General features: G+C 59.2%; 12 protein-coding genes, 4 pseudogenes and 1 other annotated feature. Of the genes and pseudogenes, 10 read left to right on the plus strand and 6 right to left on the minus strand.

Going from position 1 to position 22,618, the window contains the following annotated elements; all coding sequences use genetic code 11:
• Window positions 1-72 precede the first annotated feature (72 nt).
• Window positions 73-1,752: a recombinase family protein gene (locus tag QFZ94_RS43235; protein ID WP_429464109.1), complete on the plus strand. Its 1,680-nt coding sequence runs from the start codon at window positions 73-75 to the stop codon at window positions 1,750-1,752.
• Window positions 1,753-1,764: 12 nt separating this feature from the next.
• On the opposite strand, the gene tnpB is transcribed toward QFZ94_RS43235, so the two are convergent.
• Complete coding sequence (tnpB, locus tag QFZ94_RS43240; protein WP_429464111.1) at window positions 1,765-2,016, minus strand: IS66 family insertion sequence element accessory protein TnpB; 252 nt, start codon at window positions 2,014-2,016, stop codon at window positions 1,765-1,767.
• A 204-nt stretch (window positions 2,017-2,220) separates the two neighbouring features.
• Here tnpB and QFZ94_RS43245 point away from each other — a divergent pair, with 204 nt between their 5' ends.
• The 3 genes and pseudogenes from QFZ94_RS43245 to QFZ94_RS43255 all read left to right on the plus strand — a co-directional run.
• Entirely contained in the window at window positions 2,221-3,381 is a 1,161-nt protein-coding gene (locus QFZ94_RS43245) for an IS30 family transposase (RefSeq protein ID WP_429455971.1), read from the plus strand.
• A gap of 53 nt (window positions 3,382-3,434) precedes the next feature.
• Window positions 3,435-4,672, plus strand: a protein-coding gene (locus QFZ94_RS43250) for an IS3 family transposase (protein ID WP_429458928.1) whose coding sequence is annotated in 2 segments (ribosomal slippage) — window positions 3,435-3,738 and window positions 3,738-4,672 — 1,239 coding nt in all. Because the reading frame shifts where the segments join, the coding sequence is not laid out codon by codon here.
• Window positions 3,725-3,841 (plus strand) — a sequence feature (AL1L pseudoknot). It overlaps the preceding gene by 117 nt.
• Window positions 4,638-5,450: pseudogene (locus tag QFZ94_RS43255) on the plus strand (IS256 family transposase); the annotation flags it as partial. The gene QFZ94_RS43250 and the pseudogene QFZ94_RS43255, both read left to right, overlap by 35 nt.
• Window positions 5,451-5,701: 251 nt before the next feature.
• Here the strand turns inward: QFZ94_RS43255 and QFZ94_RS43260 are convergent.
• The 4 genes and pseudogenes from QFZ94_RS43260 to QFZ94_RS43275 form a co-directional block, all read right to left on the minus strand.
• A pseudogene (locus QFZ94_RS43260) lies at window positions 5,702-5,749 on the minus strand (hypothetical protein); the annotation flags it as partial.
• Window positions 5,750-5,876: 127 nt separating this feature from the next.
• Window positions 5,877-7,249: pseudogene (locus tag QFZ94_RS43265) on the minus strand (IS4 family transposase).
• Window positions 7,250-9,816: 2,567 nt separating this feature from the next.
• Window positions 9,817-10,791: a ParB/RepB/Spo0J family partition protein gene (locus tag QFZ94_RS43270; protein WP_410852902.1), complete on the minus strand. Its 975-nt coding sequence runs from the start codon at window positions 10,789-10,791 to the stop codon at window positions 9,817-9,819.
• Window positions 10,788-11,996, minus strand: a complete 1,209-nt coding sequence (locus QFZ94_RS43275; protein ID WP_410852903.1) for a ParA family protein — start codon at window positions 11,994-11,996, stop codon at window positions 10,788-10,790. Before QFZ94_RS43275 ends, QFZ94_RS43270 begins: the two co-directional genes overlap by 4 nt.
• A gap of 843 nt (window positions 11,997-12,839) precedes the next feature.
• On the opposite strand from QFZ94_RS43275, the gene QFZ94_RS43280 reads away from it, so the two are divergent.
• Window positions 12,840-14,216, plus strand: coding sequence for a replication initiation protein (locus tag QFZ94_RS43280; RefSeq protein ID WP_429464114.1), 1,377 nt, complete (start codon window positions 12,840-12,842; stop codon window positions 14,214-14,216).
• A gap of 151 nt (window positions 14,217-14,367) precedes the next feature.
• Here QFZ94_RS43280 and QFZ94_RS43285 read toward each other — a convergent pair whose 3' ends face one another.
• Complete coding sequence (locus tag QFZ94_RS43285; protein ID WP_410852905.1) at window positions 14,368-14,913, minus strand: hypothetical protein; 546 nt, start codon at window positions 14,911-14,913, stop codon at window positions 14,368-14,370.
• Window positions 14,914-15,336: 423 nt separating this feature from the next.
• On the opposite strand from QFZ94_RS43285, the gene QFZ94_RS43290 reads away from it, so the two are divergent.
• The 5 genes and pseudogenes from QFZ94_RS43290 (at window position 15,337) to tnpC (ending at window position 22,447) form a co-directional block, all read left to right on the plus strand.
• Window positions 15,337-16,038 carry a type IV secretion system protein gene (locus QFZ94_RS43290; protein WP_410852906.1) on the plus strand — a complete coding sequence of 234 codons (702 nt, stop codon included), beginning with the start codon at window positions 15,337-15,339 and terminating at the stop codon, window positions 16,036-16,038.
• A gap of 392 nt (window positions 16,039-16,430) precedes the next feature.
• Window positions 16,431-18,212, plus strand: a complete 1,782-nt coding sequence (locus QFZ94_RS43295; protein ID WP_429464116.1) for a hypothetical protein — start codon at window positions 16,431-16,433, stop codon at window positions 18,210-18,212.
• Window positions 18,213-18,282: 70 nt separating this feature from the next.
• Window positions 18,283-18,741, plus strand: coding sequence for a hypothetical protein (locus QFZ94_RS43300; RefSeq protein ID WP_429464118.1), 459 nt, complete (start codon window positions 18,283-18,285; stop codon window positions 18,739-18,741).
• Window positions 18,742-19,093: 352 nt separating this feature from the next.
• Window positions 19,094-22,085: pseudogene (locus QFZ94_RS43305) on the plus strand (Tn3 family transposase).
• On the plus strand, window positions 22,082-22,447 hold the full coding sequence (gene tnpC / locus QFZ94_RS43310) for a Tn3 family transposase post-transcriptional regulator TnpC (protein ID WP_429464120.1): 366 nt from the start codon (window positions 22,082-22,084) through the stop codon (window positions 22,445-22,447). Before QFZ94_RS43305 ends, tnpC begins: the two are co-directional and overlap by 4 nt.
• Window positions 22,448-22,618: the final 171 nt, after the last annotated feature.

The following is a 22,618-nucleotide window of genomic DNA, read 5'->3' on the forward strand; positions in this document are numbered from 1 at the left end:
GGGCATCAACATGACTGATCGTATGACCCCAGGCTGGTCAACGATCGGCTCCTGCTTGGACTCAAAGGCACGATGTCGGAGTACGAACTCAGTCTGCTGCGGCAGCGTGGCATTGCCGCGCGTGATTCGAAGGCCCAGCGTGGCGAATTGCGCTTTGCGCTACCTCCGGGCTACTGCTGGAATGAGCTTGGGCAGATCGAGATGGATCCAGACCAACGGGTTGCCGAGTCCATCCGGGTGCTCTTCCGTAAGTTTCGCGAACTCGGCAGTGCCCGTCAGGTGCTGCTATGGGCCATACAATCCGACGTGAAACTGCCGGTGACACGGCACGGCCCCGCGGGCATCCGGATCGAATGGAGCAGGCCTGCATATCACACGGTCGTCCAGATCCTGGAGCATCCGGTTTATGCTGGGGCGTATGTGTTTGGAAGGACGACCCAGCGCACCGCGGTCGTCGACGGACGGGCTCGTAAGACTGAAGGCCACTCCAAGCCAATGAAGGACTGGAGCGTCCTGTTGCGCGATCATCACCCAGGGTACATCACGTGGGATCAGTTCGAGGAGCATCAGAGGATGATTGCCGAGAACACACACATGAAGAAGCGGGCTTCCCGTCGATCTGCTCGTGGTGGGCGGGCATTGCTTACTGGCCTGGCGCGATGTGGCCGGTGCGGCCGAATGATGCGAGTCAACTACGGCATGAGAGCCGGCCACGCGCATCGCTATTACTGCCGTGGCGACGAAGCACATGTCGGAGCATTCCGCTGTATCGGAATCGCCGGAATACGTATCGACAAAGCAGTGGCGGCCGCAATTCTCGAAGCGGTTTCGGAGCATGCGGTGGAAGCGGCCGTTCGCGCTGCACAGCGAACATCGCGCGCAGGCGATGATGCGCGTCGCGCGTTAGCCTGCGAGCTCGAGGAAGCGCGCTACGATGCCTCTCTTGCCGCACGCCGGTATGAGGTTGTCGATCCGACGAAACGATTGGTTGCACGCGAGCTTGAAGCGCGTTGGAATGCGGCCCTCGAACGTGTCGCTCACCTCGAAGAGCGCGCTGCGCTTCTGGACCGCGAGGTTGCAAGCCGGCCCGCGATCGACCAGACGCAGTTGATGACGCTCGCACGCGATCTCCCGGCGGCGTGGAATGCGCCGGGCACCGATATGCGAACAAAGCAGCGGCTGACCCGTATTCTCATTCAGGAAGTCGTGATTGATCTGGACGACAATATGAATGAAGCAGTTGCAACGGTTCACTGGACCGGTGGTCGGCACACGGAGCTGCGCGTCGCACGCGTGAATGTTGGTCGATATCCATCTGGCCAACACTTCAGTGCTGTTGAGGTTATGCGCAAGCTTGGCGGGCAGTGGCCGGACAGGGAGCTTGCGGTGACCATGAACCGCATGCGATGCAAATCGCCAGACGGCAAGACCTGGACCACGGTTCGTGTTACCGAACTGCGTGAACGGCTGGGCATTGCGCCATTCGATCCGATGGCATCGCATGCGGAGACGATCAGCGTGGAAGAGGCCTCACGGCGACTGGGAATCTACGGCAGCTCGATTCACCGCCTGATCCGTGAAGGAATACTGCCTGCGACTCAACTCATGCCCTCGGTGCCCTGGCAGGTCCCTGTTGCTGAGCTTGATTCTGAAGCCGTCAGGGAAGGTGTACGGGCTATCAAGGAAAGGCGACCGCCTCACTTCAAGGCCCGACAGGAAGCAGAGAAGTCACTCAAGTTGCCGGGCTTCTAACCAAAGGATGCACTATGTCACGAGACTCCCGCGTTTGCCCCGAAACACGAACACGTGACCACAGAAGGGATCGCGTTCAAGGACCGTTTGCACCTTCGCGGCGAGACTGTTGAAGCCGGCTCGCATATCGGTCACGCCAGCAGCCAACCACACACGTGTTCCTGACGGCAGGCCAATCACGACGGCGACCGCAACGTTGCAAGTACGGTTCGCAGTACGCTCAGGTCCAGCGGACCGTCGAAGCGTACCCGCACAGCGCCACATTCGACGACGACACTTGAGGACGGTTGTGCCGGCGAGTGCACATGCACGGGGATGAATGTCTCGGTAGGCTGGACATTCGCAGTCGATTCGGCGCGCTCATGAGCGCGCCGCCAGCGGGCGACCATGTTGGCGTTCAAGCCGTGGGCGGATTCAACCGGTCGATGCAACACAATGAACGCTGCATGAGCGGCGGGAGTGTTGCAAATGAAACAGCGACACCGGATTTACTACAGCGAGAAGCAGAAAGCGCTGATGTGGGAGCGCTGGCGAAAGGGTGAGTCTCTCGAGCATATCGCCCAGCTCTTCGATCGCCACCACTCGTCCGTGCAGCGGATCATCGGCGAAGCCGGTGGAATCCCGCCGGCAAAGCGACATCGTTCGCGGCTGGCGCTAACATTAGCCGAGCGGGAAGAGATATCGAGCGCGCTTGTTGCTGGCGATTCGATCCAGTCAATCGCCAGTCGGCTTGCGCGGGCTCCCTCTACCATCTGCCGCGAGATCAAACGCAACAGTGGGCAGGATGGCTATCGGGCAAGTCACGCCGATCAGCTTGCCTGGGATCGGGCGCAGCGGCCCAAAGTCTGTAAGCTGGTCGAACACCGGATGTTGGCACGCATCGTGGCAGACAAACTTCAACTGGAGTGGTCGCCCGAGCAGATCGCGGGATGGCTCAGGCGCGCGTACCCGGACAACGAGGATTACCACGTGTCACACGAGACCATCTACCGCAGTCTCTTCATCCAGGCCCGTGGTGTCTTGAAGAAGGAATTGCTCGAACATTTGCGGCGTACCCGGGTCATGCGGCGTTCCCGCCATTACACGCAGAAGACGGGCGACCACGGCAGGATCCGCGACACGGTGTCGATCAGCGAACGTCCAGCCACGATCGAGGACCGCGCAGTGCCGGGACATTGGGAGGGTGATCTGCTTTGCGGCAGCGGGAGCAGCCAGATTGCGACGCTCGTCGAGCGCCAGACACGCTATGTGATGCTGGTGAAGATTGCCAGCAAGGACAGCGAGGTGGTTGCCGATGCGCTCATCAAACATGCCTGCAAATTGCCCCAGGAACTCTACAAATCGCTAACCTGGGATCGCGGCACTGAGATGGCCAGCCACAAACGCTTTACTGTTGCCACGGACATTGCCGTCTACTTCTGCGACCCACAACATCCCTGGCAGCGTGGGTCGAACGAGAACACGAATGGACTGTTGAGGCAATACTTCCCGAAAGGTACCGACCTGTCGGTGTATTCACAGACTAGGCTCAATGCTGTGGCGAGACGGCTCAATGAACGTCCGAGGAAGACACTGAATTACGAAACGCCAGCCGAGCGGTTTAACCAAACTATTGCATCGACCGGTTGAATCTGAACCGCCCCGGGTTTTCCGGAGACTCCACTTCTTGAGAAAATGGAGCTATGGAAAACACGAAGAAGAAATCCCCAAGATACTCGCCGGAAGTGCGTGAGCGGGCTGTGCGAATGGTGCTGGAACATCAAGGCGACCGGGAATCGCAATGGAAAGTGATCGCGTCGATTGCGGCGAAGTTTGGCTGCTCGGGCGAGACGCTGCGTAGCTGGGTGCGCAAGGAGGAGCGGGATCGGGGTTTGCGCCCGGGCACGAGTACGCAGGAGCAGGATCGGCTCAAGGAACTGGAGCGGGAAGTACGTGAGCTTCGGCAGGTCAATGAAATCCTGCGCAAGGCGTCAGCGTATTTCGCACAGGCGGAGCTCGACCGCCGACCGAAGTGATGATCACGTTCATCGATGATCACCGGCACGTCTACGGGGTCGAGCCGATCTGCAGGGTGCTGCCAATCGCACCGTCGACGTACTACACCCATGTGGCTCGCCGCGCCAATCCTGACCTGGTGCCGCCGCGGGCCCAGCGTGACAGGATGCTCAAGGATGAGATCCGGCGCGCGTGGGAAGAAAACTTCCAGGTCTATGGCGCAGACAAGGTCTGGACGCAATTGAAGCGCGAAGGCATTGTCGTGGCGCGCTGCACGGTCGAGCGGCTGATGAAGCAGATGGGCCTGCGCGGCGTGGTGCGGGGCAAGACGGTACGTACGACAGTGAGCGATGGTTCGACGCCGTGCCCGAAGGATCTGGTGAAGCGGCAATTCACGGCCGAACGGCCCAATGCGCTGTGGGTTTCAGATTTTACCTATGTATCGAGCTGGCAGGGCTTCGTCTATGTCGCGTTCATCATCGACGTGTTCGCCCGACGCATTGTCGGCTGGCGCGTGTCGAGCTCGGCGCGCACGGACTTCGTTCTGGACGCACTGGAGCAGGCCTTGTACGAACGACAGCCGGCGCAGCAGGACGGGCTGATCCATCACAGCGACCGCGGCGTGCAATACGTATCGATCCGCTATACGGATCGGCTGGTCGAGGCGGGCATCGAGCCGTCGGTGGGCAGCGTGGGCGACTCCTACGATAACGCACTGGCTGAAACGATCAACGGCTTGTACAAGGCAGAGGTCATCCATCGCCTCGGACCGTGGCGCAATCTGCAGGCCGTTGAAATGGCGACGCTCGAATGGGTGGACTGGTTCAACAATCGTCGGCTCTTCGGCCCCATCGGCAACATTCCACCCGCGCAGGCCGAAGCCGCTTATTATGCAAATCTCGCTGGGTCTGCCGCCGTGGCATGACTCAAGCAAAATAGTCTCCGGGAAACCCGGGGCGGTTCACAAGGAGGCCGAGTCGATTCTGGGCGAATCAGGCCTGGCCGGCCAACTAAAGAAGCAACTGGCCGAGCGCATGCTCGCGGCGGAACTCACGCACCACCTGGAGAGCGAGGCCGGACAAGGCAGGAGCAGCAATCACCGCAACGGCACCAGCCCCAAGACGGTCATCACGCCCAACGGCGAGCTGAAGCTGGACATTCCACGCGATCGGGAGGCGACGTTCGAGCCCCGACTGGTCGGCAAGTATCAACGCCGCCTGCCGGGCTTTGACGACCACGTCATCAGCATGTATGCGCGCGGCATGAGCGTGCGCGAGATCCAGGGCCATTTGCTGGAGCTGTACGGTCTGCAGGTGTCGCCTGATCTGATTTCGACCGTCACAGATGAAGTACTGGCCGAGGTCGAGCAGTGGCAGCAACGCCCGCTCGAAGCGATGTATCCGATCGTGTATTTCGACGCGCTTCGGCTGAAGATCCGCGACGAAGGCACGGTCAAGAACAAGGCCGTCTATCTGGCGCTGGGCATCCGGGCCGACGGCCGCAAGGAAGTGCTCGGCTTGTGGATCGAACAGACCGAAGGCGCCAAGTTCTGGCTGAAGGTCTTCAACGAGCTGAAGAACCGCGGGTTGCACGACATTCTGATTGCGGTCGTGGACGGCCTGCGCGGCTTTCCGGAAGCGATCGAGGCGGTGTATCCGGCCGCGCAGATCCAGACCTGCATCGTGCATTTGATCCGCAATTCGCATCCTGCTCGCCCATTCGTTTGAAACGGGGGGAACTCGGCCCGCTTGTCAAAGAAGTTGGTGTAGACGTGCTCAAGGTCCTTCAAGGCCTGCTGGAGCAGATGGACTGGCGCATCGTTGAGCCACGGTGCTTCCGCGCCGTTGCGCCACTCCGTGAGCAGCTTGCACAGGCCGGCGTAGCCGAGCTTCTTATCGCCGCCCTTGTGGCGTTCGACCTGCAACGCCAACGCCTCGTTATAGACGAACCGGCACGCGCCCGCCAACTCGCGCATATTGCGTTGCGTTTCGCCGTTGGGCATCGGTTCGAACTTGAAGGCCTAGAGTCGTTGCATGGCTCACGCGTATCAGAACCGAAGCGTCGTCAAGGACGCCTTTGGCGTCCGCGCTTTCCTTCCCCGCCGTGAACGACTGAGCTTTACCCACAAGTTACGGACCTGAATTAAAGATGCGGAACATCTCGGTGATTTCGTGCAAGACGAGGAAACCTCGCCAGATGACCGTGGCGCCGGGTGGTGGATCATGACGTCGATTCAGGTAGCCGCCCAGGGCGGCAATCCATCGTATCGCCTTATGCAGCGACGGCACCGTGTCCGGTGGCCGGGTGGTTCGATGCACTCGGCAATACAGGGCTTGCCATTCGACGGGCTGGAGGACCACCTCACAAGGCAGGTCACCGTCCAGCCGCGCCAGCAGCGTGGTGTAGAGAATGCGCCAGGCAATGACCGCGAACAGGGAGGTGGCCCGAACAAAGCGTTCGAGCGTGCCGAACTGGCGGGCCTCGATGCGGCAGCCACTCTTGAGTACCCGGTGCCAGGTTTCAATCGTCCAGCGCCGTGCATACCATTGCAGCCGCTCAAGTGCCTGCCCGGGCGAGTGAGTGGGCACTGAGGTGAGCAGCATCCATTCGAGTGGCTCGATACCGGCAGGCGGTTTGTCCTCGATGACGTGCACGGCGAAGACGTCCAGCTCGGGCAAACGGGTCCGCGTCTGAGGCGGTCGCAGACGTACGCATGCGTATCGCAATGTCAGGCGTGCAGTGCGCTGGGGCGAGTCCCTTTGGCCGGCACCAGCAACTCGGTGTGACCTGCTGCGGGGGTGTCCAGTACTGCTTTCCAGAGATAGCGCTGGGGGTGCCGCGCGCAGCGGTTCCACGCCGCGCGCACCAGCCAGTCCACTCCGTCCGGGCGTTGCGCAGCAAACAGTTCATAGACATCGCTTTCGCGATCACCGATGCCAATGACTTGCGTGTGCTCACAGCGCGACTTCAGCGCCGACAGGTGCGCAAGTCCCTCGATCCACTTGATGCTTTCCTTCTCGTGGATGGGCCGGGATTTGCGCTGCGCGGCGCTGCCCTGGGTCTCTTCGCGACGCGCCCACGTCTTCATGCCCAGTACGCCGAGTGGCAAGCCTTCCGGACTGACCGCCAGCAGGCTGTGCATCAGGAACCCGCGTTCATTGCCACCGGTACAGCGCCCCAAACCATCTGTGGCAGGCAGATGCGTCAGGTTGAATTCGGTGGTGTCCTGTATCGCCAGCACCACCGGGATCTGCTCCATACGGTGCAGCGTCTGCGCGATATGCGGCGCCAGTACACCGTCGGTGTCGATCTGGTCGTTGTCAAAGAACCGGTAGGCCGCCTTCAGTTCAGCAGGCGAGAGAGCCTGCGGCAGCGACGTGTGGGGGCTGCTCGCCAGTTGACGTGCTAACACAATCAGGCGATGCGATAGGCGAGCGTCTCCGAGATTCGCTTGCGCGAATTCCTCGCTCGCCCAGTCTGCCGTGTCGTCTCCGATCGCCAATCCGCAGCCGCTACATCAATTGAATGCGCGAAAGTTAACACCGTCCGATCCAGTTTACAAGCGGACTTGTGGGTAAAGCTCAGCCGTGAACGACGAGGCTTCACGCGCATCTGGGCCAATTTCGTTCAATCTGCCAAGCCTTTAGAGAGCCCGCATCTGCGCAACAATGCGCCAACCGAAGCCCCGTTCGAATCGCCGCGACATATCGGTACCGAGCGCTTAATCAGTGCCTCGCGGTATGCCGCCCCACCCTCGCCTCCCTCCTCAATCCCTAACGCCCCCGACCGATTTCCCCGTTGGTCGCCACCATCAAGGCATTGACGCTTCGCGCATCCGCCGTATGCATGAATTCTACTAAGTTGGCGATCTCTGTGTCGGGCCCATGGGCGGCCTGCGAAGTGTCTTGTTTCGTCATACCGCCTTCCATCATTGACAGAAGTCCTCTCGGACAGCCAGCCGCGCAGAATCCGGCAAGCTACAAATTACGTAATGTTCACTACGTCCGATGCGTCCGTGCGGCGAAGGCCCCGTCCGAGCGACAGCTCTTAGTCTTTTTGCCGATCATATCGAGGACCCAGCCGTGAAACAATTGCGGTCAAAGCCGCAAGAGCGCTGACAGACGGGGCTTGGGAGCTGCCAGAAATTGTTCGGCAATGTTTCACAGAGGCGGCGCGCAATTCTGCCGCGGGAATTTCGAGTTTCCAACTAAGCCTCAGGCCAACATGACGGCAACTCCTTAGTTATGCCAGGGATTTTGCTTTGCGCCGCCCGAGGGCACATTCTGCATCGACACCGAGAGTTCGCGAGAGTGGATGAGCGAGCGCGTCGGCGAGATACTGCGTCTAGCGCGGCGTGCCGCCGCAGACCAACCATCTCGCGCTTACGAGCTCGTCTCGAGAACTGCTTGTACGTATTCGCCATCCTCCTTGGCCTGAAGGCCGGAGATTCCTGCGGCGCTACGCGTGACAAGCATCATGCGTCGTCGCTTCGGCCGGGTTCCAGTTTCCCAGAGCGACCGGACTGCCGCATCTCTCTACAGATTAGCCGGGGCATGTCCAGCTCTTCGCTGCTGAAAGCGTTCCGCCGCGGCGCGGCATGTTAATTGTGTCATGCCATATCGACAGGGTTCCCTGTGGCCGTACGCAATACAAGCGGAATTTCGCCCATGTGTTGCGGTTATTTGCTGAGACGTGTCCGCCGGAAGGATGCGTCTCGCTTTTCTGCTCGGCACGGAAGCGAGCCAGCCACCCTCTCAGTCGTGCTTTTGCTCAAGTTGACGCGGAACGTCGCCCCAGTCCTACTGGAGAATCACTGTGTTCAGGACAGAGTTGGCCTGTATGTTCTGACCAAATACCCAAGCGTGCCCGCAGTCGACTTCGCCATGCTGCGCGTCTACAGGTCCTCCATAGCAAGCGCTGCGCAAGCGCGAGACGTCTCTAGTACCGCCTGATCCGTTGAGCGCCTCAAGATGCGAAACATCGGAGAACGCGGCAAACCGGTCAATGCCCAGTAAGCCGATGGTTGATGTCGCTTGCGGATCATGCCGCTCGAGTCGCGCGGCGTTTGGAACACTCAGTGACTGACCGGAACGTTGCCCTGTGCACCTTCCATGATGCGACTCTTGGAACTCCGCGGCGTAACCCTGAAATCGACCCGGCTCTGTCTTGGTGGGTAGGGGAAGCCGTCGTAGTGGCCGCGCTTCGTGATCTGCGTGAGCGCCACACTTCTCGCAGAAGCGGGCGCAACCACGCGCCTGATCATTCAGGCTCTGTTGCAGGGGTGAACGGGGCCTCGGCCGACGATGCCGCTTCTTCGCTATCGCGCCATGCGGCTAGTCCTTGGCACATCCCCGCGTGGCCAGCCTAGCGTCTGACCGGCTACATCAGCACGTCGTTATTGACGGACCGGCTAGGACCGGAAATGCGACAGAGGAAGCACTTGGGGCCACCTTTGGCATCAGTTCGATCGGTGCGCCTGAAGTTCGTTGCATGCAGGCAACCGTATCGGTGTTGACACAATGTCGAGACGCCTTTCGCGTCCGCGCTTTCTTCTCTCGCCGCAAACGGCGGGGCTTTGCCCGCGTCCGGCCAAACTGGATCTGTTGTCAGCGGCGAAGATCACGAATGGTCGCAACCGATGCAATGATGCTCGCCACCGTTCAGGAGCAGGCAAGAGCCGACGTTTAAGTCGCTTCCCGTTGCATCCAACGATCGCTTGCAGCGAGGGCGGCGTGGCTTATGCCCTCATGTGGGGCCTTCGCCCGGCGCGGTTATGCCGCGACGCGAGCCTTCGACCGCACATGCTGCGCTGTGTAAATCAATATTGACGGCGAGAGAGTGCCCGAAAAAACACGTGTCCCAACTTGGGACACTCGCTCGGCAAAAAGGATCGTCGCTGCCACCTTCAGTCCGCGACAACTAAAGTTCCGAATCTAGGGGATATGATCCCCCAAATTGCTGAGCCTTTCTACGACGGGGGACGCGTGTCCCAAGTTGGGACACGCGCACAGCCAGAAGTTGAGCAGGGATCGCCAAAAAAAGTGCCCTCTTGGGGCACCTTTATCTTACTCAGCAGTTGCTGCCCGAAAAAAGCTCAGCGATGAGCATCCGTATCTGCCTCTCTTTTTCGTCCGTAAGCATTCCGGCTCGAATCTTCACGGTAAATCCTACAGCATCTTTCGTAATCGACCCGGCCTGGTTCTTTCCCGCAAAAATTTTCTCGATGCTACGGTCACTGACACTACGCGATCCATTGTCACCGCTTTGGATGGCTTGCTTGATTGTTCTCGCCAGTTTCGATTGATCGAGTTCCCCAGCCACCACTCTTGCCCATACCTCTCGCGCCACTTCGACCGTTTTCGGGTTCTGGTCCCGCAAGACCGAAACGAGGCCCTCTGCGGCACTCGCCCCCAGGAGTCTCGGCTGTATATCTAGATCCTTGACCACAAAGTCTGGAAGATCCGAAAAAGCGAGGAAGCGATACAGCTCCGAACGAGATATACCCAGACCTTCCGCCATACGCTTCCGGTTGGGAAACTCTTTCTCGGTGCTACGAATAGAGCGAGCGATCTCATAGTCGGACAGGTCGTCGCGCACGACGTTTTCCACAAGGGCTAACATCGCCATCTCTTCATCCGAAAGATCGATGATGACAGCCTTGATCGTCTCTTTCCCGATCATCTTGTGGGCACGCCAACGCCTCTCGCCAGCAACAATCTGATGGCCGGGCGCCGCCCGTCGAACTACGATTGGTTGAACCAGCCCCGCTTCCCGAATCGATTCGGCGAGTTGTGTCATCTTGGCTTCGTTGAACACCTTCCGTGGCTGCCACGGGTTAGGAACGATGTCCGCAACGGCTACGTCCGACGCGGTGCCTGCCTTCTCAAGTTCGACTATTCGCTGTTGTGCCTGAGCTAACGCTCCTGCCATCCCAGGGGCGGTTCGCGGGCTGGTGGGTTTTTCTTGCTGCTGGTCAAGCTTGATGTCTTTCGCTGCCCGGACCTCAGCAGTCTTGCTCATCATGCGCTCACGCAAGTTGCTCATTGTCCGGCCCTCCATTGCGCAACATACTGATCATCGATCCACTTGCAGTAGTCCAGCAGCGGTTGCTTTACCCGGGCCAAAGTCTTCGCAACAGCATCAGAACGCGATAGGTCGAAGACCGTCGAGAAGGCTAACGCGCCGTTGCTCATAACGGAACTGGCCGGAACCTCCGTTGTATTAAGCCAGTCCCCATATGCACGTTGAGACCAGGAGCGGACAACCGGCGCTGATGATGTTGTTCCATAGTCGACTCGAGACAGGAGGACAGAGATGAAGTCGTACGTCTTATCGACCTCATGCTCCACGAACCCATGCGCGACTTCGGCGAACAGAGACCAGAAAGATACCGAGGAGATAAAGTCCAAGCTCTCCGGAACCAATGGCATAACCATCGAATCTGCCGCCATCAGGCCATTAAGGGTCATGTACGAAAGAGACGGGGCGGTGTCCAGAATGATGTAGTCGTATTGGGCCCGCAGCGGTTCAACTCCCTTGCGAAGAACAGACCAGAATTCGAAGCCTGGGTTTGTCTGTTGCGCCGTAGGAAGATGAAACTCCGCGTCATGAAGGTAATTGTGTGCAGGGATAACGTCGAGGCCATCCCAATATGTACTTTGAACCTTCCCGGCGAGTCCGCCTTCGATGTTCGGGTCGTAGATGAAAGGGAGGACCGTGTCCTCCCACGTCACGTCCTTTTCCGCATACAAGCCGCAGAGTTCCGAGAGGGACGCCTGCGGATCGAGGTCAATGACAAGGACTTTGCGACCGCGCAGGCTCAAACCTTGCGCCAGGCACATGGTCGTAGTGGTTTTGCAGGAGCCCCCTTTGAAGTTCGCAGTGATCAACACGCGGCCACGATGCTCACGAGTGCCGGTGACGAGCGGAGTCTGGTAGATGTCAGATACTTGCTGTACCCACGTGCGAACATCTTTAAGAGAGAAGATGCGCGCCCTGCCTGTGCCGTGCGCCATGCCCGGCGGAAGCTCCCCACCTTCCTTAGTCGCCAGATAATTAATCTTCTGGCGGTCGATACCGCATAGCTCTGCCAACTCCCCAATCGTGAAGACGGGAGGGTTCTTGCGAGGTCGCGGAGCCAGAATCTGGTCGCGTAGTTCATTCGCCATGACTGACAGACGCTCAGCGAACTCACCGAGATTGGAGAGCTTCACGCGCCTGTCTATCCCAGGCAATTCGCTCAAGTTCATTTTGCAGTTCCTATGTTTTGTCTAGGTGAGCTGATTTCTTCACGCTCACCATCGATTTCTACGGTTATTGGTGGATCACGCGTCGAACCGTAGAATACTCATCCCACTGCAGAATTGCCATTGAAATCTGACTGGAACAGCGAGTTCAATCGTCGCCAACGTTTATTTCCTTTTATTTCAACCACTTACCCGATCTGATTAGCGGAAGACTGTAACGGAAAATCGCCAAAGGGAGAGACGACTAACGGGCCCGGAGTCGAAAAATAAAACCCGCCAACACAGAACGCCTCACCTTATCCGGACTCAAAAGCCGCCAAATTTCGGCCCTCATTTGTGCGCCACACAATTCGCCTCACCTTCGCTGAAGGCCCGGCCGACGACGTTTTTGTCAAAGATCCCAGATCCCAGGTCTGTGCGTCAGCCCAATCCCACTTTCCCATTTACAAACGCAGACTGCATCGCTCCGCGGCAGCTTGTTCGTCGCGCACATTCGGCCCGCCGTGGTTAGTGTTTACAAAATAAACAAAAACCACAAACAACTAACGTAAAGCAGACTTTCTTTAAAAAACAGGAAGTTAGATACCCAAGGTGAGGCGAATTGTGTCAAAGGTGCTGTTAATTGAGAGCTAGGGTGAGGCGTTTACCACCCCAAGGTGAACCAAATTGAGCAGCAAGGTGAGGCGATTTGGCGCGAGGGTGAGGCGAATTGTGGCGAGGGGCGGGTGAAAGGTGAGGTGTTCTGTGTGGACCGCCGAGCAAGGTGAGGTGATCTGTGTTGACTTCGCACCTTCCCATCGGTACCGTACCGCTCCAGATATCCTTGACCGCAACCTTGGAGGCCGCATGACAACTGCAGGGCAAGTAGCCACATCTCGGCAACTGGCCTTGGCTTTGTTCGACGACGCAACCGGTCAGGATCTACCGGTCGACACAGCGCGATCCGATATTGGCTTCGCGCGAAAGAACGTCCTTATTCGAATTATCGATTTAGGCGTCGCAGCGCGACGTCTGATCGATGCGGCGTATTTCATCGTTGCCCAGGACGAACAGGTGCGTAGCCTCTATGACGTTGAGCTGGATTACTTCAAATGGCTTATGCGTTACTCGAGTCGCAACAACACCCATCTCGAGCAAGTCATCACAGAAGCCCAACGAGCATTGATCCAGGCGACCACTGCTCCGGACGCCGATGGCGAAAAGCCCTTTGGCTCAGTACAACTGATCGGACGCATCTCGTACTCTGGCGGCCGCTTCCAATTTCGAGTACCTCCGGATCTCATAGACATCATTCGTGGTCCAGGCAAGTCGCATTGGCTCAGCCTGCGTATTACGTCACTCTTCACCCTCAGCTACGCACGGGTCATGTACGACCACTTGCTTCCATACGCCGATGACGGAGAAACGGATTGGCTTACGCTCGATGAATTGCGTTTGTGGCAAGGGGCAATGGGTGCCAAGGCAAACGAGTTCAAGTACTTCAAACGAGACTGGCTAGTACCTGCTATTGAGCAGATCAACGAGGTCTCCGACCTGAGGCTTTCATACGAGACGCGCAACGAGCAGGGGTCTCGGAAAATCGGTCGCCTGAAGTTCCGCATTGAGCGCAAAGAGATGGCTGAGCGCATCCTTCATACTCACGAGCAGGCGCAAGCGATCTATCAAACGTTGAAGCAGGAGTTCGGGCTATCCAGCGCTCAACTCAACCAGATCGCGGCATCGCGCGACACCTACAACGATGAACGATTGGAGCAGGCAATCGAGCGCACGCGCTTCAGCTTGAAACTGGGTAAGGTGTCGAAGAGTCCGGCGGGATTCTTCATGAAGGCACTGAAGGAGGGGTGGATCATCTCCGACGCTGAGCGTCAGATGGTAGAGATCCAGGAAACGTTGGCGCTGACAGAACAACGCGAAGTCGAAGTGCAAGAAAAGGCTGTCAATCGGGCGGCGTTGCGGCTCGCCGCCCAGGATGTGCGTGCTCAGGACCGTAGAGTCGAAGAAGTCCGGCGCGGATGGGAAGCTTATGAAGCAGCGACACCTCGACAGCGAGAGGACTGGCGACGGACCTATAAGGTAACGCCCGCCGGCAAACTCACTTTGCGTCGACTGGGCATCGATCCAACCAGCGATTTGGCTGAACCGACGATCCAGAAGTACCCCGACCTAAAAGACGGATTCGCCGGCTACGTATTCAACAGGTCAAGGTCTGGCAAGTCTCGCTAGTCTCAGTTCGATACTTGTAACGCATGTTGGCCGCAGAACGTCTTGTGTTTCCGCCGGCGTCTTTCCTGTGCGAATTTTGCGGACATGCATTCCGACCAGGCGATGAAAACGACGAAGCTCAACGGACACGTCGTCCCCGACCGGCGGCCTATCAGATAAGTTGCAACACTCCAATCAAAACCGCGTTGATTGCCCTCTCAAGACGCGGAAGATCCGACGAAATGCTGGTCAACTGCGGCGAGTACAGCCTGATGTAACCTTCCTCTTTATGGCGTGTGAGCCTCACGACCTGTTGTCGGATCGGCGCCAGAAACCCAGTAGCCAGGCCCGCGAGTATCTCGTGCACCTTGAGGTCGGAACGGGCGCCAAAGCTCACGGCGCGCGCTATCAAGAGTATACGCCCAGTCCGCTTTTCAATCTTCGCGAGTGTTTCCACGGTTTCAAAGGAAATGCGATGTGCGTCGCCAAAAGTGTGGATAACTTCGTCTGGGACTTTTGCTGCGCGCAGCAACCGACTGACGTGTGGTTTCGAAATGCCCAAGGCTGAGGCCAATTCAGACTGCGATCGCCAAATTTCCCGATTCAAAAACGAGCGGCAAAGCCGCCCGAACATGATGATCGATGTCTTCCGTTGGCGCAGGCTGTTGTATTGGGCGAGAGCCTCTCGCTGAAGAAGCGTAAGTGAATCTGTCTGCATAATGGATCTTTCCAAAATGAGTTCAGGCTAACCCGGACGCTCGAATGTCAAGGAACCTCAAGCATCAACCGGGCGATCACATGTCGCGATTAAGGAACTTGGCATTTTGAATTGGACGTCGCCAAAACTTCCGTCAGCCGGCTGACACCGAAAGCTCGACATTCTCGTTTTAAATCAATGACGTGACTGTGCGGTTCCATGTAACCCATGTAAACAGCCACGATCCTATTCGATACGCTCGCAGTCGTTGCCCCGAAAGCTACCCCAAAATCGTCATCATTTCGGCTTAAGCCCGTTAGCCGGCTGACGCGACCCATCGCCGAGCCCCACAGCCCAGAAAGCGCCCACAAATCGCACCTCTTTTGCATGAGTTGCTTCCCATGCGGCTGATTCAATGGAGTCGGTCCAAATGGAACGAGCGTCATGCCTCTTTTCCGCAGCAAAAAGCAGATAGCACTGTCTACCGCCCCTGGGGGCTACTCCGAAGACGATCCCGAGAAGATCATCTTCGATAACGGCTCGCGCCTGCGCGTTGAAGCGAACCACTGGAAGACCTTCTGCTTCATCCTCGTGTTCATTGCTGGCGGTGCAATCTACACCCGAAATCCAGCGCCGTCCGTCGTGAAGGCCTATGGTGTGTGGGGGGACGCGAACGGCCATGCTGTCGTTACCCAACTGACGGCATACAAGCCAGACGATCAGGCTATCCGCACCTCGCTTCGTGAGACCGTCGAGCGATGGTTCACGATCGAGCCGGTCCTCACCGATGACATCCAGACATCGCGCATGGCTCGCAACATCAACGGCGTGAAGGCCATGATGGTCGGCAATGCTCGCAACCAGTTCGGCGACTGGGTCAAGACGGATGCACCGTTCCAGCAGATCACGCTCAACCCGAAGCTGGTGCGGGAAGTGCGCGTGACCAACGTCGCGATGCTCGAAGACTCGACCGCGGTGGTGGAGTTCACAACAAGCACGACGCAATCGCCGGCCGACAAGCCGGTGGTGCAGAAGTACGCGCTGACGTTCCGCTACCAGATCATTCCCCCGACTTCGGAAGACGCGCTCGGTACGAACCCGTTCGGCGTTTTCTATCCGTTGTTCTCCATCCAGAAAACGCAATGATGATCGACTCCCGCACGCTCGCCTCGTGGGTCGCGGCTCTTGCCTGCGTCACGGTGGTCTGCTCGCCAGTGTCTGCTGCAGGGAAGGGCAGCCCGGCTCCGTCCGCACCCTTCGATATCGCTACTGCGATTGGCGATCCCATGAGCCCGGTGAATCCCTATAACGCCGGTACCGACCCGATCACCATGCCGGGTGTGGTAGACGCCGCTCATCCACGCGTAGGCGATCCGCTGTACGCCGCGCGGCGCTCATGCAGAAGCATCAGGAAGGCCTCATCACCTACCGTCAGATGATCGACGAGATGTCTGCACTGCCTCACTGACCTTTCAACTCATTAACCCCTGTGGGAGCCGCTCCCGTAGGGGAGAGGGCTCCATTAACCCGGAGCAATCATGTTTGACGAGATTCTTCAAAAGATGGAGGCCGCGATCGCCGTTCTCATGGGCCTGATCTGTGCCGGCCATCCGTTGTGCGGCACGGCCAGCGGCAAGGACTCGACGTGCGCGACGATTCTCATGCTCGAAGCCGTGCGCCGCGTCGCGGAAAAAGGCCTCGCCCAACCCGCGCACTACATTTCATCGGCCAACACCACGATCGAAAACAGCAGTCTTGCGCGACATACCGAGACCATGCTGGAGGAGGTCGACGATCACGCGGCCGCACATGGGCTCGGCGTGACGACGCACATTGCCACGCCGTCACTGGCCATGCAGTTTGTCGTTTCCACCATCGGCCGCGGCACGCTGGTGCGCACCGTCGAAAACGGCGTGCGTGCCGGTAAACGCACGAGAGCGTGCGCGACGGACTGGAAGCTCATCCCACAGGGGCGGTTGCGCGCGGCGCTCGAGCGCGATGCGACGGCCCGGGGCGACCGCGAGATCTGTACCGTTCTCGGCAATCGCATCGCTGAAAGCGCCTCGCGCGGCGTTGCCATGCTGGCCCGAGCGGAAAGCGCGACTGCGCCTACGCGTGACGCCAACGATGCACTGTCTATCTCACCGTTGCGCGACTGGTCGGTCGATGACATCTGGCTGAAGCTGACGATGTTTGCTGACGAAGCGAAGCGTCCGTTTCCCTGCGCGTTTTCGGTGCGATCCATCGAACGTCTGTCGGACCTGTACCGCGCCGGTAACGATGGCATGTGCGGAGTGGTTCTCGGCGAAAGTGGGCAGCGTACGGCGTGCGGTTCGCGATTCGGATGCGTGTTCTGCTGCGTCGTTGGCGATCGGGACAAGTCGCTGGAATCCATGATCCGGGAGCCGGAGCATGCGTACATGGCGGGCCTCAACGATTTCCGCAATTACCTGCTCGCGACACAGTGGGATCTGAAGCGCCGCGAGCTGGTGGGGCGCTCGCTGAATTCTGCCGGATATGTGCGTGTGCAGCCCGATGTGCTGTCGTTTCGGGAGCGTATGAACCTGTTGCGCTACCTGCTCACGCTCGACGCGCTCGAAATTGAACGCGCCGAACAGCACGACGCGGATCTCGCGGCCGGTCTCATTCCTGATACGCCCGAGAACCGCGACCTCTGCGACGTGCAGTTCGAAATGATCACGCCGTCACAACTGGTCGCGATCGACTTCATGCTGTCCATGCACCACTACGCACCGCATGCGTTTCCAGCGGTATCAGCCTGGTACGAAGTCCACAGACTGGGGCGCCGATACCGCATCCCCAAAGTCGACACGTTTCCGAAGGTACCCATCACGAATCACGGATGGTTCCGCGTCGGACAGTTCGACGCGGAGGCGCCGGCCGAAGGTCTTCGGGATTTTGGCGCAGAGCAGTGGAATCGCTACCGGCATCCCGGTCGCGTGTCCACCTATGCACAAACGACTGCTGGTGAACGCGTTGTGTATTTCGAGCAAAGCGATCACCTCGACGTAGATGCGGGAAGAGCCTGTGAGTTCGTGACCTGCTCGTTTGATTACGAGTGGTATGCGCGTGTGCAGGCCAACGCAGGCATCGAATCGGCGCGCTTCTGGCTCAACGAGACGATCCTGACACTGCCTACCGGGAAGTCCCAGCGATATCAGGAGATGGCCGTGCGCGGGCAGTATTTCGCTCGCCTCGCCGAACGTCTGAACCTGACGCCGGCGGAGATGGATCAGTACCTGATCAGGAATTCGGTCAAGGAAGTGCAGCAGCTCGATCTCTTCTCGATGGCCGCGTGAGTCATCTCATTCACCCTTGCGGGGCACGCCCTCACAAGGGGCTGCTCCGCGCATCCATCTGGAGTAGCTTATGTACCTTGAAGCAGCTGAACCCGGCATGCCGGTTCGCCAGCGCAACGCTCATGTGGACGAAGGCCTGCTCGTCCGTGTCGGTATCCCGCACAGCGGCGGCCGACTCGCATACCACGCGTTCAATGAAGGCTACGCGGGCATGGTCTCCGCTTCTGCCTTCTGGAATCCGAAAACCGGGCGCTTCCGCGTCCCCGAAGCGACAGACCTGACAGAGATGGATTTCGCTCTGGACAGTGCGGGATTCACCGCCATGCGGCTCTTTCAACTGAAAGGCCGGCAGCGCGGCATCGCTGGCGTCTATCCCTGGACGATGGAGCAATTCGTAGAGCTCGCCTCGTTTTCCGGGGCGACGTGGGTCTCTCAGCCCGATTTATGCTTATGTGTTTTTGGTTTTGTCTGTCCGGGGTTGAACAATATCTCTCTCGAGAAGGGAGGGGGTGTGGGGGAGGGAGGTTGACCTGCGGACTTGAGCTAGCCAGTCGCATTCGTAGCTGCCGATAGGTGTCCGTATCGCGAGGCTTTCTTCGGATGCGGCCACTTTCTGCCGCTCGCCTGAGCCATGCGGTGGTCGCTCGAACGGCCGGCCCACTCCGAAACCCGCCCAAGGCTCAACGCGCAGTTGTCGGCCAGAGCCGACGGCGGCCGAACAGGAACGTTTGGCCGTTTTAGGGATATCAACAAGGTAAGCGTAAATCCCTATCATAAGCCTTGTAGTTATAAAGACTGCGCCGGTTATTACGATTTGTGCAGTAACGTCTGATTTTTCTTGCGCTAATCTGAGCGGCCCTCTGCGATCCGGACGATCCGCAATGGCTACCCTCGAACGCACCGCGTACCCGCGCTTCCCCGAGGTCCTGGCACCCCGGGAACTGCAAACCTGCTACACGCCACTGCCCGACGAGCTCGAATGGGCACGCCGGTCAACGCGCGGCGAGCGACCTTGACTGGGCCTGCTGGTGCTGCTGAAGGTCTTTCAGCAACTGCACTATTTCCCTCCGCTCGCTACCATTCCAGCCGGCGTCGTTGAACACGTTCGGGCAGCCGCCGATATCGGCGACACCGTGCAATTCGGCTACGACACTGAGACCTCCCCAACGCTGTTCCGGCATTACGCGGCGGTTCGCACCTGGCTCGACGTGAAACCGTATTACGGCACCGACGCGAACGCGATCGCGACACGGGCAGCGCATACGGCGTCGCTGACGATGGACCAGCCGGTGGACATCATCAACGCGACGATCGACGAGCTGATCGCGCGCGATATCGAGCTGCCGGCGTTCTCGACGCTCGACCGGCTGACTGAACAGATCCACGCCCGGGCGCAGTCCCGACTGTTCAAGCGCGTCACGCGACGCTTGACCGATGAACAAAAGCTCGCGCTTGACCGGCTGCTCGCGCGGGATCTGTCGACAGACTGCCTACCACAGGATCAAGCGTCATGCGAAACGCCCGTCGCGCCAGCATCTGGAGCTGCTGATCGACCAGATTGCCTGGCTCGATGAGCTCGGCGATTTTTCACTGGCCATCGCCGGGATTCCGGCCTCGAAGCTGCGCTCGCTCGCCAATCAGGCGATGGCGCTCGACGCGTCCGCGCTCAGGAACGACACTTTGCCCGAGAAGCGCTACACATTGATCGTCGCGCTGCTCAACCGCATGCGTGTACGCGCCCGCGACGATCTCGCCGACATGTTTGTCCGGCGCATGGGTGCCATCCACAAGCGCGCAAGCGACGAGCTGGACGCCATTCAGCGCAAACAGCGTGATCAGGTCGAAGACCTCGTAGGCTTGCTCGACGGCGTTGTCGACATCCTTGCCGACGAATCCGATGAGACGGCTATCGCCCGAGCGGTCAGGAAGCTGCTCGCGCCGAAAGGCGACCTGGAGCCGTTGCGCGAGAGCTGTGCGGCGATCCGCGCGTTCAGCGGCCGCAACTATCTACCGTTGCTCTGGAAGCACTTCAAGGCGCACCGTTCGGTCATGATGCGTGTCGCTCGTACGCTCGAATGGGATTCGACAAGCCCGGTCCGCTCGCTGCTGAACGCACTCGATGCGGTGCTGGAGAACGAATCGCTGCATCGTGAGTGGATCGATGCGGACGTCGACCTGAGCTTCGCCGCGCCGCGGTGGCGCAAGCTCGTGCGGCGCTCGCACGGCGACGGATCGCCGACCAATCGCCGGTATCTCGAGCTCTGCGTGTTCTCGTACATGGCCGAGGAACTGCGGGTCGGCGATCTGTGCGTATCGGGCTTTGACGCGTACGCCGACTATCGCGATCACCTGTTGCCGTGGCGGCAATGCGAGCAGCAGTTGCCGGACTATTTCGACAAGCTCGGCATGCCCACAACTGGCAGTGACTTCGTGCGCCAACTGCGTCAATGGCTGACAGACGCTTCCCACAAGCTCGACGCCGAATTACCGCGCAAGCGCGAGCACGTCGTGATCGACCGTCATGGCGAGCCGATACTGCGCAAAACCGTCGCCAAGGAGATTCCGCCGAGCGCCATCGCTTTGCCGGAGCGGCTCAGCGCCCGACTGCCGACGCGGAACATGCTGGACATCCTCGCGAACATCGAGCACTGGACCCATTTCACGCGGCACTTCGGGCCGTTGTCCGGGAGTGATCCGCAGATTCGCAAGGCTGCCGAGCGCTACCTGCTGACCATTTTTGCGATGGGCTGCAATCTCGGTCCGACCCAGGCGGCCCGCCATCTTGATTCCGATGTCACCGCGCACATGCTGTCGTTCGTGAATCGCCGGCATATGAGCCTGGACAAGCTCGAAACCGCACAACGCGAGCTGATTGAACTGTACCTTCGGCTCGATCTGCCGAAACACTGGGGCGATGGCAAGACGGTGGCGGCCGATGGCACGCAGTACGACTTCTACGACAACAACCTGCTGGCTGGCTATCACTTTCGCTACCGGAAAATGGGCGCGGTCGCATACCGGCACGTCGCCGACAACTATATCGCGGTTTTCCAGCACTTCATTCCGCCGGGCGTGTGGGAGGCGATCTATGTGATCGAGGGCTTGCTTAAGGCCGGCCTGTCGGTCAAGGCAGATACCGTTCATGCCGACACGCAGGGGCAGTCCGCCGCCGTTTTTGCGTTCACGTACCTGCTCGGCATCAACCTGATGCCACGGATTCGCAACTGGAAGGATCTCGTGCTGTACCGGCCGGACAGCAAGGCCAAGTACATGCACATCGACAAGCTGTTCACGGCGACCATCGACTGGGTGCTGATCGAGCAGCACTGGCAGGAGCTGATGCAGCTCGCATTGTCGATTCAGGCCGGTACCATCTCGTCGCCGCTGCTGCTGCGCCGGCTCGGCTCCGAAAGCCGCAAGAACCGGCTGTATCTGGCCGCGCGCGAGCTCGGCAACGTCGTTCGCACGGTATTCCTGCTTGAGTGGATCGGCAGCGTCGAATTGCGTCAGGACGTCACCGCGAACACGAACAAGATCGAGTCGTACAATGGCTTCTCGAAGTGGTTGTCTTTCGGCGGGGACGTGATCGCCGAGAACGAGCCAGAGGAGCAGCAGAAGCGACTACGCTACAACGACCTCGTCGCGTCGGCCGTGATCTTGCAGAACACGGTGGACATGATGCAGGCGCTACGCGAGATGGCGGCAAACCGCGAGAAAGTGCGCGCCGAAGACATTGAGTTTTTGAGCCCGTATCCGACCCACAACATCCGGCGCTTCGGCCACTATAAGCTACATCTAGATCGTCGGCCGGAAGCCTGGATCCGGGACCCGCTGTTCGGTCAAACTGCCCGTACCTACGCGTCCTGCTCATGACTGCACGCCCGGCCACAACTACGACTTACTTTGGCGACGTCGACACCGCTGCGCTGGAGCGGCTCGAATCGAGCTACGACACAACCCGCCTGCTGGCTGCAGTTGATATCGTCGATCGCATCCGCACCCAACTCCATGATCCCGAGGGGTTACGAGACGACATCCTGGAGATCCACAGCATGGCGCATTCCGTGTTGAATGGCGCACCATTGGTGCCGTCGCACCGCGAAGGCACACTGCCCGATCGGGTGCTGGACGCGCTCGATCGGATTGACGAATTTGTCGTGGAGTTCACGCGGGTGAGGACGAGCCTCGAGGCGCTTGAAGCGCTGCGCCCGGACGACGGGTTTGGCGAGGGTTGAACGGCGCCCGTCCAGTGATCGAGACCATGGGGGCTGGTCCCGGCAGGTGTTATGCGGCCGCAGACGGCCTGGCCAGAAGGCGACGTTCAACACCGTTCTCAACTAGCCGAACTTCCGGCTGGGTTCAGCCGGCAATGGGACATTCGAACCACCGCAGCAAAACTGTTAGCG

It is taken from the genome of Paraburkholderia sp. JPY465 (genome assembly GCF_050436725.1).
Lineage (GTDB): Bacteria > Pseudomonadota > Gammaproteobacteria > Burkholderiales > Burkholderiaceae > Paraburkholderia > Paraburkholderia youngii.